The 15173-nt window shown below is 69.0% G+C and carries 17 protein-coding genes; 11 read left to right on the top strand and 6 right to left on the bottom strand.

All coding sequences use genetic code 11. The features are described 5' to 3' along the window. Positions 1 to 906 carry a LysR family transcriptional regulator gene (locus tag AMK58_RS18490; protein WP_035678912.1) on the top strand — a complete coding sequence of 302 codons (906 nt, stop codon included), beginning with the start codon at positions 1 to 3 and terminating at the stop codon, positions 904 to 906. A 4-nt stretch (positions 907 to 910) separates the two neighbouring features. Here the strand turns inward: AMK58_RS18490 and AMK58_RS18485 are convergent, their stop codons facing one another. Continuing rightward, complete coding sequence (locus AMK58_RS18485) at positions 911 to 1675, bottom strand: metallophosphoesterase family protein (protein ID WP_079284980.1); 765 nt, start codon at positions 1673 to 1675, stop codon at positions 911 to 913. Positions 1676 to 1872: 197 nt separating this feature from the next. Next, entirely contained in the window at positions 1873 to 2562 is a 690-nt protein-coding gene (locus AMK58_RS18480) for a hypothetical protein (RefSeq protein ID WP_035678913.1), read from the bottom strand. 189 nt (positions 2563 to 2751) lie between these two features. On the opposite strand from AMK58_RS18480, the gene AMK58_RS18475 reads away from it, so the two are divergent. Together AMK58_RS18475 and AMK58_RS29775 are read left to right on the top strand one after the other, a co-directional pair. Continuing rightward, positions 2752 to 4413 (top strand): CorA family divalent cation transporter, encoded by a 1662-nt coding sequence (locus tag AMK58_RS18475; RefSeq protein ID WP_035678914.1) that lies wholly within the window; start codon positions 2752 to 2754, stop codon positions 4411 to 4413. Between the two features lie 153 nt (positions 4414 to 4566). Continuing rightward, positions 4567 to 4725, top strand: coding sequence for a DUF3309 family protein (locus tag AMK58_RS29775; protein ID WP_035678915.1), 159 nt, complete (start codon positions 4567 to 4569; stop codon positions 4723 to 4725). Positions 4726 to 4802: 77 nt separating this feature from the next. Here AMK58_RS29775 and AMK58_RS18470 read toward each other — a convergent pair whose 3' ends face one another. After that, positions 4803 to 5039, bottom strand: coding sequence for a hypothetical protein (locus AMK58_RS18470; protein ID WP_035678917.1), 237 nt, complete (start codon positions 5037 to 5039; stop codon positions 4803 to 4805). A gap of 199 nt (positions 5040 to 5238) precedes the next feature. Between AMK58_RS18470 and AMK58_RS18465 the strand changes: the two genes are divergently transcribed. Continuing rightward, entirely contained in the window at positions 5239 to 5715 is a 477-nt protein-coding gene (locus tag AMK58_RS18465) for a CYTH domain-containing protein (protein ID WP_035678919.1), read from the top strand. Between the two features lie 209 nt (positions 5716 to 5924). Further along, positions 5925 to 6554 carry a BON domain-containing protein gene (locus AMK58_RS18460; protein WP_059399263.1) on the top strand — a complete coding sequence of 210 codons (630 nt, stop codon included), beginning with the start codon at positions 5925 to 5927 and terminating at the stop codon, positions 6552 to 6554. An 85-nt stretch (positions 6555 to 6639) separates the two neighbouring features. On the opposite strand, the gene AMK58_RS18455 is transcribed toward AMK58_RS18460, so the two are convergent. Then, the gene (locus AMK58_RS18455) at positions 6640 to 7065 is read right to left on the bottom strand and encodes a bacteriohemerythrin (protein ID WP_035678921.1); all 426 of its coding nucleotides are present in this window, start codon (positions 7063 to 7065) and stop codon (positions 6640 to 6642) included. Positions 7066 to 7286: 221 nt separating this feature from the next. On the opposite strand from AMK58_RS18455, the gene AMK58_RS18450 reads away from it, so the two are divergent. Further along, positions 7287 to 8093, top strand: a complete 807-nt coding sequence (locus AMK58_RS18450) for a Fic family protein (RefSeq protein WP_035678923.1) — start codon at positions 7287 to 7289, stop codon at positions 8091 to 8093. Between the two features lie 10 nt (positions 8094 to 8103). Here the strand turns inward: AMK58_RS18450 and AMK58_RS18445 are convergent, their stop codons facing one another. Both AMK58_RS18445 and AMK58_RS18440 read right to left on the bottom strand, forming a co-directional pair. Beyond that, positions 8104 to 9777 (bottom strand): CocE/NonD family hydrolase, encoded by a 1674-nt coding sequence (locus tag AMK58_RS18445; protein WP_059399262.1) that lies wholly within the window; start codon positions 9775 to 9777, stop codon positions 8104 to 8106. Positions 9778 to 10032: 255 nt separating this feature from the next. Beyond that, positions 10033 to 10548 carry an adenine phosphoribosyltransferase gene (locus tag AMK58_RS18440; protein ID WP_035678983.1) on the bottom strand — a complete coding sequence of 172 codons (516 nt, stop codon included), beginning with the start codon at positions 10546 to 10548 and terminating at the stop codon, positions 10033 to 10035. Positions 10549 to 10747: 199 nt separating this feature from the next. Between AMK58_RS18440 and AMK58_RS18435 the strand changes: the two genes are divergently transcribed. From AMK58_RS18435 to AMK58_RS18415, 5 genes are all read left to right on the top strand, one after another. After that, positions 10748 to 11884, top strand: coding sequence for an MlaE family lipid ABC transporter permease subunit (locus AMK58_RS18435; protein ID WP_035678925.1), 1137 nt, complete (start codon positions 10748 to 10750; stop codon positions 11882 to 11884). Between the two features lie 6 nt (positions 11885 to 11890). Further along, positions 11891 to 12685, top strand: coding sequence for an ABC transporter ATP-binding protein (locus AMK58_RS18430; RefSeq protein WP_035678928.1), 795 nt, complete (start codon positions 11891 to 11893; stop codon positions 12683 to 12685). A gap of 9 nt (positions 12686 to 12694) precedes the next feature. After that, positions 12695 to 13654 (top strand): MlaD family protein, encoded by a 960-nt coding sequence (locus AMK58_RS18425; protein WP_035678931.1) that lies wholly within the window; start codon positions 12695 to 12697, stop codon positions 13652 to 13654. Beyond that, positions 13651 to 14316, top strand: a complete 666-nt coding sequence (locus AMK58_RS18420) for an ABC-type transport auxiliary lipoprotein family protein (protein ID WP_035678932.1) — start codon at positions 13651 to 13653, stop codon at positions 14314 to 14316. The genes AMK58_RS18425 and AMK58_RS18420 overlap by 4 nt, the downstream gene beginning before the upstream one ends. An 81-nt stretch (positions 14317 to 14397) precedes the next feature. Next, positions 14398 to 15159: a DUF6969 family protein gene (locus tag AMK58_RS18415; RefSeq protein WP_035678934.1), complete on the top strand. Its 762-nt coding sequence runs from the start codon at positions 14398 to 14400 to the stop codon at positions 15157 to 15159. Positions 15160 to 15173: the final 14 nt, after the last annotated feature.

Genomic DNA, 15173 nt, shown 5'->3' with positions numbered 1-15173 from the left:
ATGGACGACACCGACCTGCGCGACCTGCAAGCCTTCGCCGCCGTCGCCCGCCACCGCAGCTTCCGCCGCGCGGCGCTGGAGCAGCGCGTGTCCGTCTCAAGCCTCAGCCAGCGGATGCGGGAATTGGAGGAGCATCTCGGCGTCCGCCTGCTGAACCGCACCACCCGCAGCGTCGCCCCGACCGAGGCTGGGGAGCAGCTTCTCCGCCGGCTGGAACCGGCGCTGGGCGAGGTGGCCGGTGCCCTCTCCGACCTGCGGGAGCGGCAGGGGCGTCCGGCGGGGCGGCTGCGCATCAACGCGCCGGCCCCGGCGGTCGATCTCGTGCTGGCCCCGATGGTCACGCCCTTCCTGACCCGCTTTCCGGATGTGGAGCTGGAAATCACCGTGGACATCGCCCTGATCGACATCGTGGCGCAGGGCTACGACGCGGGCGTGCGCTACGAGGAACATCTGGCGCAGGACATGATCGCGGTGCCGCTCGGCCCGCCGCAGCGCTTCGTGCTGTGCGCGGCGCCGTCCGTGCTCGACCGTTTCGGGGTGCCGGAGCGGCCCGAGGACCTGCTGGGCAAGCCGAGCGTCTCCACCGTCTACGCCAGCGGCGCCCACCCGCCCTGGGAGTTCGAGAAGTACGGCCGCATCGTGCGCATCCAGCCCGGCGGCCCTTTCCACGCCGGGCACACCGGCATCCAGCTGCGGGCGGCGCTGGACGGGTTGGGGTTCCTGATGACCTTCGACGATTATGTGCGCGAGCACATCGCCGCGGGCCGTCTCGTCGCCGTGCTGGAGGACTGGAGCCAGAGCTTTCCCGGCCCCTTCCTCTATTACCCGTCGCGCCGCCAGCCCCCGGCGTCGCTGCGCGCTTTCCTCGACTTCCTCAAGGACTGGCGCCGGCAGGCCGCGCCGTAAGCGGTCAGACGGTGCAGAGGAAGCGGCGCTCGCCGCCCTCCAGGACCAACGCGGTCAGCCGGTTGGAGGCGTAGGCCCCGGTGTCGATGCCGATGCGGTTGGAGCGGACGTCCGGCTGCTCGACGATGGTGTGGCCGTGCACGACGAGCTTGCCATGGTCGAGGTGGGAGGTCAGGAACTCCCGACGGATCCACAGCAGATCCTCGTCCCGCTGGCGGTGCAGCGGCAGGCCGGGGCGGATGCCGGCGTGGACGAACAGATAGTCGCCGATGGCGACGCTGGAGCGCAGCCCGGCCAGGAAGGCCCGGTGATGGGGCGGCAGGGCCGCGGCGAAACGCTGGCGGGCTTCCTCCACATGCTCCGGCGGGGCGTCCTCGACGGGGGCCGGAACGCCGTAGCTGGCCAGCGTCGCCCGTCCGCCATATTCCAGCCAGTCCGCTCCGGCCTCCGGCTTCTCGATGAAGTCCATCATCGCGGCCTCGTGGTTGCCGCGCAGGTGGATGGCGCCGAAGCCGGGCAGGGGCTCCCGGCACAGCCGTTCGATGACCATCGCGGAATCCGGGCCGCGGTCCACATAGTCGCCGAGAAAGACCAGATACTTGACGAGGTCGGCGCCGCTCGCCGCGTCGCGGTCGATCTGCGCCAGCAACTGGTCCAGCAGATCCAGGCGTCCGTGGATGTCGCCGACCGCGTAGACGCGCACCCCCCGCGGCACATGGCTCGCGACGGGTTCCGGGTCCGACCACAGTTTGCGCGCAAAGCCGAACACGCTCCGCTCTCCTCCGTCCTCGATGGGTGGTCCTGCCTTGACAGGATGGGGATGACGGCGCGCGCACTCAAGTCGCACACCCGCATGCCCGGCCCGGGTTCGCCCATTCATCCACAAGGCGCGAGTCGGACTGGAAAGAGTGGGTGCGGTCAAGCGGCTGGAATGGGTACCCCGGATGGCGTTCCTTGGCGGCGCCGTCAGGAGCCGGGCATGGCCCGGTCCAGCGCCTCCAGCAGGCCACCCAGCCGGAACTCCACGGTCCGCCGGTCGAGCCGCGGCCAGTGATAGACCTGCGTCGCACCGCCGGCCTGCTTCTGGAACTCCAGCCGCAGCGGGCGGTCGGAGCGGATCAGCGGCAGAAGACGCTCCATCGGGCCGCAGGTCAAGCCGATGCGCTGCGGCTCCTTGATGGCGGCGAAGCGGCTCAGCATCTCCGCTCCAGCGTCCTGGTCGGCGATGGCGCCCTCGGCCACCTGACGCAGGAAGCGGGTGAATTCGGGAGGCCCCCCTTCCGCTGCCGCGTCGGTCGGGCCTGCGTCATCGAGCGCGTCGGCGAGGTCGGAAAGCTGGCGCGGCGTGTAGAAACGCTGCGGCGGGGCGCCGTCCACCGCCAGGGTGACCGGGCGGGCGAGCGCGATGGGCTCGTCGAACACGATGTAGAGGGAGGTGCAGGCCGCCTCGCGCACCGCGCTGATGCTCAGCTCGCCGAGGCCGCCGCGGTTGTCGGGGAAGGGCTCGACGGCGGACACGGTGCAGCGCCGCCCGGCGCCCTCCCCGGCACAGACGGTGTCGGAGACAGTGTTGGAGACAGGGGCCTCCACGGCTAGGGCGGACGTGGCCGTTCCCAGCCCGGCCACCAACAGGAACAGCCCGATCCGGCGCGTCATCGGCAAATGAATCCTCCTCCGGCGCATGATCTGAACGGGGGACGCTACCAGGGCCGGGCTTTCGTCCTGGTTAATGGTCCGGTTCGATGGGGTGGTGCGAACGCCCGGCAATCCCACCTTGGTGCGGCGTTTTCGCCGGTCCGGACTCTGCTAGGATGTGGGAAAAGAAGGACAAGGGGGAGGGGCGCCATGGACGAGAGCCCGATCCGCGTGCGCCGGTTTCGTGAAATCCTGCTGTGGCCGGTGCAACTGATGCCGCTGAAGGCGGGTGCGCAGATCCAGAACCATTGGGAATGGCTGGGCGGGCCGGACTGTCCCTGGCAGGAGGTGGCGGACGAGTTCACCCAGGACCCCGGCCAGTTCAGCGAGCGCCATTACAGCGAGTTCGTGTCCTTCCTGCCCTATGTGCAGCGCTTCCTCTATGGCGAGGGGGAATCGCGCGACCACCGGCCCGGCTATGGCGGCTCTCCCATCCGCGTCTTCCGGCGGCGCGACGTGGCGGCGCTGGCGGTCACCCTGCGGCGGGGGCAGGCGCCGCTGCGCTTCGCCATCGCCCATGTCGATCTGCATTTCTTCCACGACGTCGACGTGGCGATCCTCGTCGTGGAACTGTTCGGCACGGATCTGCCGCTGGACCGCGTGCAGGACACGCTGTTCCGGCTGGGCCGCACCTATCCGCCCGCCTGGGAGTCGGACGGCAGCGCCGCGCAGTGCCCGCACCGCGTCGAATGGCTCGGCGCCGACGGTGCCGTGCTCGCCGTCTCCGACTATGAGCAGAAGGCCGATTACCTGTCCTTCGTGTGCCGCCACCGGGCGCCGCGGATCGCCGCCCACTGGTCGTTCCTTCTGCGCCCCCTGGTCCACCACCATTCGGAGGAGGCCGGGCTGCTGCGTTACCGCCAGCTCGAATATCAGCGGATGCCGGCCATGGCCTATCTGTCGCTGGACGAGCCGGAACGGCTGGAACGGGCGGATTGGGTGCGTCTGGGCTTCGCCACGTCGCCCGGGTTGGGACCCAGCGAGGTGATGCCCTTCGCCCCCGCCTTCCTGGAGGGGTTCGAGCAGCGCTACTGCTACGACCGCTATTGGGATCCGCGGGCGCCCGGCGCCTGGACGCGCAGCCGCATCCTGTGCTGCGGCCATTCGCTGGTCATGGTGGGGCCGGAGGGCGACGCCTTCTTCACCGATGCGGAAACCGGGCTGCTCGGCCAGTTCCGGCACCAGTATTTCCTGCTGGGGCTGGTCGTGCATTTCCATCGGGCGGCGCTGGTGATGCTGTCCGACCGGCTGGTGCTGGCGGTCAGCCAACTCGACATCGGCACCGTGGAGTCGGTGAAGCGGTTCAAGCGCGACATCCGGCAGGTGTTCGAGATCTTCCTGCGCTTCACCCACCGTTACTGGTTCCATGAGCTTTCGATCCAGGGACCGCTGCGCGACCTGTTCCGCCTGTGGGCCGGGCATCTCGGCACCGACCGCCTCTACGCCGAGGTGCGGGACGAAGTTCAGGACATGTCGGACTATCTCGACAGCGACGGGCTGCGGCGGCAGGCCAACACGGTGCTGCGGCTGACCGTGGTTACGGTTGTCAGCACCATCGGCACGCTGGTCACCGGCTTTCTCGGCATGAACCTGCTCGCCATGACCGACGATCCGCTGCCGACGCGCATCCTGTTCTTCCTGTTCGTCCTGCTGGCGACGGTCGGGCTGATCGCCTTCAGCGTGACGCGCTCCAAGCGTCTGGCGGATTTCCTGGAAGCACTGTCGGACGAACGGCTGCCGGGGCGGAGCAAGCTGGCGCTGTTGGCGAAGGTGTGGGAGCGCCCGAGTCGCCGCACCGGGCCACCCTTCTGAGGTGGTGGAAACTGGATTTACAGAAAGACCGGAAGGATAGGGCGTCCTTTCCCCGAATGGAGAGGGCCGGCGCCAAAGAACAGGCGGGGTACAGGAACCAGCCGGTCAAGCTCGCGTTCTTCTCAGCGAAAGCTCCACATTTAGGGGGACATCATGACCATCGGCACCATTCTGCTCATCATTTTGATTCTCGTTCTAATCGGCGCGGTTCCGGCCTGGCCGCACAGCCGCAGTTGGGGCTATGGCCCGAGCGGCATCCTCGGCGTGCTTCTGATCGTTCTGATCGTGCTTTTGCTGATGGGCCGGATCTGACGGGCAAGCCATAACGGCACCCAATCCGGCGACCGATGCGCGGGCGCCGTTCCCGTTCCGCCACCGGCCCCTGGGCGTCACGCTCCGGGGCTGCGGCCGGGACGGGAACGGCGCCCGTTCCGCATCACGAACATCAGCCAGCCGATCGGCCCGAGGATCAGCACCATCACCACCCAGCCGGTCCGCGGGCCGAAGGGGCAGCGCGTGCCGGGCGGCGGGCGCCACGAACCGCCGCGCCGCGACAGCATCACATGGAGGAGAGGCGCGCCGTAAAGGGCGAACAGGATCAGCCAGGGTGCGAAGTCTTGTGCCATGGCGGCATGCTACCCCAGAACGGGTGGCCGCTCCCACCACGGAGCGGTGGGAGCAACGTCGTCGGCGCTTGTTCGGTGATGTGTCCAAATGGTAATACCGCAACGCAGGAATGGACTTCATGCGTATGAGGCATGGTTGCGCCGCAGCGTGGCGGACGATTATCCTCAGCGGCGTCCGATAAGCCGAAAGGCCGATATCATGGCGGTTGAGATCGAACGGCGGTTTCTGGTCCGGAGGGACATCCGTCCCCTGTGCCGAAACGGCCTGTCCATCGTCCAGGGCTATCTGCCCTCCGACGATGGCCGCACGGTGCGGGTCCGGGTTGCCGGTTCGGACGCCACGCTGACTGTCAAAGGTCCCCGCCGCGGCCTATGCCGCGAGGAGGTCGAACACCCGCTGCCCCTCGACCGTGCCTTGGGTCTGCTGCGCCACAGTTGCCGGCGCGGTCTGATCGAGAAGACCCGCTACCTTGTCCACCATCATGGTCTCTGTTGGGAAATCGACGTGTTCGGCGGCGAGAACGCCGGTCTGGTGATCGCCGAGGTCGAACTGTCCCATCCCGATCAGGTCGTTCCGCTTCCCGATTGGGTGGGGGCAGAGATCACGCACCGGGCGGCCTACAGCAACTCCGCCCTGTCGCGCAGCCCGATCCGCCACTGGGTCAGCGCGGCTTAACTCCCCTGCCGGAAAAAAAGAAGCCCCGATCCGAAGGGAGGACCGGGGCCGAGGCTGCGTGGATGACTGTGTGCAACGCAGCAATCCGCGTGCCAGACTGTGCGGAAACTCCGGCGATGCGCCGAAAGGGGAACGCAGCCCGGTCCCGTCCTGTTGCAAAAGAGCCGTCCGGACGGGCGGCGGGCAACGGCGAACGGGAGTCTGGCACGATGACTCAATACGAGAACCGGTGGAAGGACGAGGCCCGCAACGTGGACGAGGACGACCGTCGCGACGTCCGCGAGCGCAACGACTTTGGGCGCGGCGCCTACGGCGCAGGCGGTTATTCCCGGAGTGACTACGAAAGCGGCGGTTCCGGCGGGCGCGATCCTGGTCGCCGCTGGAGCAGCGATTGGGGGCACGCCGAACGCGGTTGGCATCGCGACGACCGTATCCGGGATCAGCGCTACCGCGACGAGCCCATCGGCATGGCGCGGGAGCGCAATTTCTGGGAGCAGGCGGGCGACGAGGTGGCCTCCTGGTTCGGCAACGACGACGCCGAGCGCCGCCGCCAGGAGGATGAGCGCCGCGCTCAGTTCCGCGGTCGCGGTCCGCGGGGTTACACCCGGTCGGACGAGCGGATTCGCGATGATCTGAACGACCGGCTGACCGAGGACCCCTATCTCGACGCGACCGACATTGCGGTATCCGTGTCGGGTGGCGAGGTCACGTTGGATGGCACGGTGGACGACCGCATGGCGAAGCGACGCGCCGAGGATTTGGCCGACGCCATCTCCGGCGTCCGTCACGTCCAGAACAACCTGCGCCTTCGCGAGCCGGGCGGCACCATGGCCTTCTGATATGGCCTTCTGATCGGGTGCCGGCCTCCGAGGCGCTGACGAGACACCCCCGCTCCATCCGGTGCGGGGGCTTTCGCGCGTGCGCTCAATGGGCGGTGGTTGTGCTGCCGGCGTCTTCGGCCATGAAGGGGCTGTACTGTTTGTCCACCGACTGGATGTGCTCGATGAACCATTCCTTCAGGAGCAGGATCAGGTCGATGCGCAGCATCATCTCGTTGCTGTCGTCATCGTCCAGGGTCAGCTTGTGCACTTCGTCGATGAAATAGCGGTGCGCGGCCCGGTGGGCGTCGAGGCCGGGATAGCCCTGCTGCTCCATCAGCGCCTCCTCCCGCTTGAAATGCACCGTCGTGTATTCCTGCAAGCCCCCCAGCAGCCCGGACAGGCTGGCACGGTCCTTTTCCGCGATGCCGGCCTTCAGCAGCCGGTTGAACATGTCGAGCAATTTTCGGTGGTCGTCGTCGAGAATTTCGACGCCGACGCTCATCGATTTATCCCAGGCAACATGTTGCATCGGATCAATCCTTTCAGAGGGCCGGGTCAGGCGAGTATAGGGGGCGCGGAAATCTTGTATTGCGATGTTAAAACCGGCAACCGCGGCGGCACAAGCGGCAAAAAACCGCAGGTCGGAGGTTGCGCCGCACCCTGTTGACCTTGTGGGCCGGCAAAGGATGTGCTTCCCCGCGCGCCGTCCAGGCATTATGAAAATGCACGGGATCTGCGGAGTTCGGGACGATGGCGCTGCTGGACGATATTCTGGAAAAGAAGCGGGTTCTGGACGACGCCCGGCCGATGCCGTTGACGGTGGTCCGCGATCTGGCCGACCGCTTCGAGCGCGGCCTGACCACCGCCTGCCTCCTCGTCGAGGGGGTGGAACTGTCCCCCGACGACATCCGCATGGTGCTGGACCGCGGCGCGGTGCTGCGCAGCCGTCCGGCCGAGCCGCAGCGCCTCGCGCTCAACCACCGCGCCGCGCTGGAGCTGATGGCCCGTCTGTCCTTCCAGGGCAGCGGGGTGGTGACGGAGCGCACGATCGCGGCCTTCCACGGCGTGCTCTACCAGGGGATCGACACGAACGCCGGGCGCTACCGGGACGGCGCGCTCAAGGACGACGCCGGGGCCTCTCCCGATCCGGCGAAGGTGCGGGTGTCGATGTCGGCGCTGTCGGGCTGGCTGCGCCGGACGGAAGCGGGGCCGGAGGCCGCCTTCGAGGCGCACCACCGGCTGATGAGCGTCCGTCCCTTCTTCCAGGGCAACGCCGCGACCGCGCTTCTGCTGTGCAACCTGATCCTGAACCGCGCCGGCTTCCCGCCGGTGGTGGTGACCGAAGAGGATCGCGAGATGTACGCCGCGATGGTCGAGCGCGCCTGGTCGCTCGGCGACAAGACGCCGTTCCGCGACCTGATGATGCGCCTGCTCGACCGCAGCCTGAACCTGTGCCTGCGCAGCGCCGCCCGTGCCCTTCGCGATTTCGAGCCGGCCGACGAGGATGATCACGGCTTCGGCGGCGACCATGACGAGGGTTATGGCCGGCGCCCCTGAGGGCTGACGGTCAGCCTCGGGCCGGCAGCAGCAGGCGCGACGGGCGGGCGCCGCCGCCGTGGATGAGCAGGGTGATCGGCTGCGCGTCCACCAGCCGGGTTTCGCCCGGCTCCGCCCCCGTCCCCGGATTGATGGGATAGGCCGGGAAGCAGGACCCGGCGAGGCTGAGGCGCAACGCGCTTCCGGCGGGCAGGGTCGCGCAGAGCGCGCGCAGGGCCACCGGCATGGGACGCTGCTCGCCGCCCGGCTCCACCCGCGCGTGGCCCTGGCTGAGCGGCAGGACGCGCCCGTCGGGCAGCACGGCGGAGAGGACGGCGCTGACGTCGAAGGACGGCGCGTCGGCCTCCACCCAGATCTCCAGGGCGGCCAACCCCGACAATGTCAGCGGCGCCGTGAGCGGTGCGGTGTCGTAGACCGCCACGTCGGGGCGGGCGTCGGCGGCGGCGCGGTCGCGCGGGCCGGCGTCGGGCACCGCGTGACCGCCCACGGTGGGCACCGGATCGCGCGGGTCGTGGACCAGCACGTCGAGGAACGCTTCGTCCGGGGCGTCGTCGCGCAGGGCACCGCCGCGCCGCGTGGCGAGTCCGTCGCTGGACAGATGCAGCGGCCGTGCGGCGGGCGGCAGGGCCGGCAGGTCGCGCCAGCGGCGTTCCAGAACGTCGAACAGGCGGATCGGGCCGCCGCGCTCCGCGCCGTTCATCTCCCCCTTCAGGAAGCGCTCGAACCAGCCGAGCTGCAGGGCGTCGAAGGACGGCACGTCGGACGGCTTCAGGCTGTCGAGCCCGGCATGGACCGCCACCCCGTGACGGTCCCACGGGCCGACCAGCAGGCGGACGGTGCCGTCGCAGCCGGTCGACAGGGCTTCGTGCGCCGCCAGCGTGCCGGTCAGGCGCGGGTCGTACCAGCCGCCGATCTGAAGGACGGAGACCTCGCCGATACCGCCGGACAGGGCGTGGCGGGGGGACAGCTCGTCCCAGCTTCCGCCCGGGCCGGGCGTGGTCAGCCAGTCGTCGTAATGGCAATGCCGCGCGTAATCCCGCAGCACCCGCGGGCGGGAGGGAATCTCGTCGTCCAGCGGCAGGCTGCGGATCGCCTCCAGAAGCGCGCGGTAGGCCGCGCCATCCTCCAGCCGGCGGGCGGACTCCGCCGCGCAGTGCAGCGCCCAGCCCATCGCGTCGGCCAGCCGGAAGGCGCCGCCCTCCGTCGCCCAGTCGGTAAACACGTCCCAGCCGGCCAGCGCCGGAACCACAGCGCGCAGCGCGGCGGGCCGCTCGGCCAGGGCCAGAAGCTGCGCCATCCCGGCGTAGCCGCTGCCGTACATGCCGACGGTGCCGTTGGAGCCGGGCAGGGAGGCTGCCCAGGCCACCGCGTCGGCGCCGTCCTCGCGCTCCGCTTCGAAGGGGCGGAATCGGCCCTCCGACGTGCCGCGCCCGCGCACGTCCTGCACCACGACGACATAGCCCCGCGCGGCGTACCAGCGCGGGTGCGCGTAATGGCTGGTCATCGCCGTGCGCCGCCCGCAGGCCAGACGCAGCAGCAGGACCGGCCAGGGGCCGACCCCGTCGGGGCGGTAGAGGTCGGCGTCCAACCGCACACCGTCGCGCGTCCGCATGGAAACGGTTTCGGGAGGCCGGACGGCCAGGAGGGGCGGCTGTTCGAGAATCACCGGGGCCATATGGGTCATGGGGCGCCCTGCCGAGCAACTGTGACCGGCAACTCTCGCAAGCGCTGTGCCATGACCTGTTGAAACCCTCTCTCCCCTGGGGAGAGGGCTGGGTGAGGGGGAATTACGCCCGGCAGGGCGGAGAAAAGCCCTCGTCTCGCGACGGAGGCCGCCTTCGGCGCCCCCTCATCCTGACCTTCTCCCCAGAGGGGAGAAGGAACTGTGTCGCACCGCTTCCGCACAAATCATGGGCAGACGCCTCTCGGAAAGGCGCTTTTACGAATCGTAGCTCATCAGTGAGACGCTGGGCACGTCCAGCTTGTCGCGGCCGTTGAGGAAGGTCAGCTCGACCAGGAAGGCGGCGGCGCGGACGTCGGCGCCGACGCGGCGCAGCAGGCTGATCGCCGCGGCCATGGTGCCGCCGGTCGCCAGCAGATCGTCGAGGACGACCACGCGCTGGCCGGGTTTCACGGCGTCGGCCTGAACCTCGATGGTGTCGGTGCCGTATTCCAGGTCGTAGGAATGGGCGACCTTGTCGCCGGGCAGCTTGCCATGCTTGCGCACCATGATGAAGCCGGTGCCGAGCGCCAGGGCCAGCGGGGCGGCGATCAGGAAGCCGCGCGATTCGATGCCCACCAGCAGCTCCGGCTTGTGCGGGCGCAGCGCTTCGGCGAGCTGGTCCACCGCTTCCTTCCACGCCTCGGCGTGAGCCAGCAGCGGGGAGATGTCGTAGAAGAGGATGCCGGGCTTGGGGAAGTCGGCGATGCCGCGGATGTGGTTCTTCAGATCGATGGGGTTCGGCATGGTGAAAAGGTTCCTGTACAACGGCGGCGCCATACTATCGGGGCGGCCGTCCGCGTGCAAACCACCGCTGTGCGGCTGTTTTTCCCCGGCTTGAGGTTGACCATCGGGGGGGCTTGCGGCCAAGTTCCTCTCCACAAGCATGAGCATCGCCGCATGGCGGCACCGGAAGGGAAGGGCAGGACGGGGCATGGCGCGCGAAAGGGCGTGGTTGGAATCGTCGCGCGCCGGCGACGGTGAGTGGCGGCTGACGGCTCTCGGCCATTGGGATTTGCAGGCCGCCGGCTCCCTGTCGGCTACGCTCGACGGCTTCGCGCTGGACGGTGGCGGGGCGGTCAGCCTCGACCTGTCGCGGCTGGACGCCATGGACACGGTTGGGGCCTATCTGCTGTCCACCCTGTCCGACCGGCTGAAGGCGGCGGGCCACGGCGTCGATCTGTCCGCCATCCGCCCGGAGCACGCCGCCCTGTTCGAGGCCGTGCGCGAGGTCGGCCCTCCGCCGGTCGAGCGGGCGCAGACGCACCGCCCCATCCTCGACATGCTGGAGCGCACCGGACGCACCGCCGTGGATGGGCTGCGCGAGGGGCGGGACCTGCTGTCCTTCCTCGGCCTGATCGCCATCACCTTCGGGCGGCTGATCGTGAATCCGCGCCGGCTGCGCTTCCGCTCGGTGATGTTCCACATCGAGCAGACGGGGCTGAACGCCCTGCCGATCCTCGGGCTGCTGTCCTTCCTGATCGGCGTGGTGCTGGCCTTCCAGGGCGCGGACCAGCTCCGCCGCTTCGGGGCCGAGCTGTTCGTGGTCAATCTGCTGGGCGTGTCGATCCTGCGCGAGATCGGCATCCTGATGACCGCCATCATCGTGGCCGGGCGCTCCGGCTCCGCCTTCACCGCGCAGATCGGCACCATGAAGGTGAACCAGGAGGTGGACGCCATCAGCACGCTGGGGCTGGACGTGGTGGAGCTTCTGGTGGTGCCGCGCGCGCTGGCCCTGATGATCACCCTGCCGCTGCTGGCCTTCTACGCCGACATCATGGGGCTGTTCGGCGGAGCGGTGATGAGCTACGCGACGCTGGACATCACCTTCGGGCAGTTCATCCGCCAGCTTCACGGCGCCGTCACGCTGCCGCATTTCCTGGTTGGACTGGTGAAGGCGCCGGTGTTCGCGCTGGTGATCGCCATGGTCGGCTGTTACGAGGGGCTGAAGGTCTCCGGCAGCGCCGAGAGCGTGGGCACGCTGACCACCAAGTCGGTGGTCGAGTCCATCTTCCTGGTGATCGTCCTGGACGCGGTCTTCTCCGTCCTGTTCTCCTTCCTCAGGCTGTGAGGGACCGTGGCGCCGTTTGACGACAGACAACCGGATTCGCAGGACGCGGTGATCCGCGTGCGCGGGCTGGTCACGCGCTTTGGCCCGCAGGTGGTCCATGACGGGCTCGACCTCGACGTGCGGCGGGGCGAGGTGCTGGGCGTGGTCGGCGGCTCCGGCACCGGCAAGTCGGTTCTGCTGAAGGAAATCCTCGGCCTGATCCGCCCGGCGGACGGCCGGATCGAGCTGCTGGGACGCGACACCGCCGACCTGCCGGAGCGCGAGCGGGTGGCGCTCCAGGCGCGCACAGGCGTGCTGTTCCAGAACGGCGCGCTGTTCAGCTCGATGACCGTGGCGCAGAACGTCATGGTCCCGCTGCGTGAGCACACCGACCTGTCGGCGGCGCTGTCGGCGGAGATCGCGCGGGTCAAGATCGCCATGTCCGGCCTGCCGCCCAACGCCGGGGCGAAATTCCCGTCGGAGCTGTCGGGCGGGATGATCAAGCGCGCCGGTCTGGCCCGCGCGCTGGCGCTCGATCCCGACATCCTGTTCCTCGACGAGCCGACCGCCGGGCTGGACCCCATCGGCGCCGCCGCCTTCGACCAGCTGATCCGCAACCTCCAGCGCAGCCTGGGGCTGACCGTCTTCATGGTCACCCACGACCTGGACAGCCTGACCTCCATCTGCGACCGCATCGCCGTGCTGGTGGACAAGAAGATTCGCGTGGGCACGCTGGAGGAGCATCTCCGCGACCCGCACCCCTGGATTCACGACTATTTCCACGGACCGCGCGGCCGCGCCGCGCGCCATGCAGAAAGCTGACCGGACGCCATGGAAACCCGCACCAGCTACATCCTCGTGGGCAGCTTCGTGTTGGCCTTGCTCGCCGGCCTCTTCGTCTTCACGGTCTGGGTCGCCAAGATCCAGCTGGAGGAGACGCGCCAGCCCTATTACATCTATTTCACCGGCTCGGTGACCGGCCTTCAGGAGGGCAGCCCGGTGCGCTACCGCGGCATCCCCGTGGGCACGGCAACCGACATCCGCCTGGACCCCAACGACGTCAGCCGCGTGCGCGTGCGGATCGAGGTGCAGGAAGGCACGCCGATCAAGACCGACTCCATCGCCTCGCTGGAGGTCCAGGGCATCACCGGCGGCGCCTACGTCCAGATTTCCGGCGGCACGGAGATGAGCGAGCTTCTGCGCACCGCGCATGACGGCGGCATCCCAGTGATCCCGTCGCGGCCGTCGTCGCTGACGGTCTTCGTCGACGCCGCCCCGCAGCTTCTGAACCGCGCGCTGGACCTGACCAATCGGGTGGCGGACCTGCTGACCCCGCAAAATCAGGCGGCCATCGCCGAGATCCTGGCGAACACCCGCGACCTGACCGGCGAGTTGGCCCGCGCCAGCCAGGGGCTGGACACGACGCTCGCCCAAGCCAACCGGACGCTCCAGGGCTTCGAGACGGTCGGGCCGCAGATCGGCGAAACCATGGACCAGGCGCAGCGCACGCTGGTCGCGGTGGAAGGCGGCATGAAGACGGTGAGCGGCGATCTGCACACGCTGGCCGGATCGCTGAACAAGACCGCCAACCAGCTCAACGCCATGATCGGGGAGAATCGCGGGGCGATCCGCGACTTCACCGGCGGCGGGCTGTATGAGCTGACCTTGCTGATCTCGCAGTTGCGCGACCTGTCGGGGCAATTGTCCCGCGTCGTGACGCGGATCGAGAACGACCCGTCGAACTTCCTGTTCGGCGGAACCCGCCAGGGCGTGGAGGTGCGTGGACGATGACGAGCCAATTGATGAAGGGGGTGGCGGCGGCGCTGCTGGCGGTCGGCCTGATGACCGGCTGCGCGGCGCTGAACCCCACCGCGCCCAGCCTCTACACGCTGACGCCGGGAACCGTGGCGGAATCCGGGCTGCCGCCGGTGAGCTGGCAGTTGCTGGTGGAGCCGCCGGCGGCCAGCGCCGGGATCGACACGCCGCGCATCGCGGTCACCCGCTCCGCCACCGCGCTCGACTATTTCGCCGGAGTGTCCTGGGCCGACCGGGCGCCGAACATGGTGCAGGGGCTGATCGTCCAGTCCTTCGAGGACAGCCGGCGGATCGTCTCGGTCGGACGGGATTCGGCGGGCTTGCGCTCCGACTTCCTGCTGAAGACCGAACTGCGTGACTTCCAGGCGGAATTCAGCGACTCCAGCGCCGCGGCGCCGGACCGGGTGCGGGTGCGGCTGTCGGCCAAGCTGGTCGCCATGCCCAACCGGACCATCGAGGCGGGTGAGACCTTCGACGCCGTGGTCCCGGTGCGCGGGTCGGATTTCACCGACGTGATCGCCGCCTTCAACACGGCGCTGGGTCAGGTGGAAGGCGCGCTGGTGGATTGGACCCTGCGGCGGGGCGAGGCGGTGTTCCGTGCGGATGCCGGCCGTGGCCGTTCGGCGGGCGTCCGTTAAGGAAAGCGCTTGCTATGCGTACAAAGCCTCATACGTAATAGGGATCTGGGAAGGGCAGGGGCTGACGGGGCAGAGCATCCGATGATGGAGCTTTCGGAGCTTTCGCGCGACGAATTGCAGGCGATGTCGGAGGCCGCGCGGGAGGTCCGGCAGTGCCAGCGCGTGCTCGCCAAGACCGGCGACACGGTGGTGGGGGAGCTTCTGCGCGGGCACGGCACGCTCTACGAATGGCGCCACTATCCGCCGGGCGACGTCTACGATGCCGAGTATCACGCCCAGTACTATTATCATTGCCACCCCGAGGACGAGCGGCCCGACGGTGAGCACGGGCACTTCCACACCTTCCTGCGCCCGCTCGGGATGCCGCCGGGCATGGAGCCGGTGCCGCTGAAGGATTACGAGGAGCCGGACAACCCCAACGACGCGCTGTCCCATCTGGTGGGAATCGCCATGGACGTGGCGGGGCAGCCGGTGCGCCTGTTCACGACGAACCGTTGGGTGACGGGGGAGACGTGGTACGGGGCCGAGGACGTGATCCGCATGCTCGACAGCTTCACCGTCGATCACGCCCGCCCGTCCTGGCCGGCGAACCGCTGGATCACCGCGATGCTTCGGCTGTTCCGGCCGCAGATCATCAGCCTGCTGCACGAGCGCGACCGGACGGTCGCCGCGTGGAGCGACCGCCATCCGGACGGCTGGGTCTACGAGGATCGGACGCTGGAGGTCACGTCGCAGATTCTGATCTCGGTGGAGGAGCAGATCGCGACGGTGGAGCACGCGCTGCGCGGCGTGCGGCGGCGGTCCTCCGTGCTGCCGGAGCCGCCGCGCTTCGTCACGCCGTAACGCACCGTGGGGAG

Source organism: Azospirillum brasilense, from assembly GCF_001315015.1.
Classification (GTDB): domain Bacteria; phylum Pseudomonadota; class Alphaproteobacteria; order Azospirillales; family Azospirillaceae; genus Azospirillum; species Azospirillum brasilense.
This window is presented reverse-complemented; position numbering and strand designations above follow the sequence as displayed.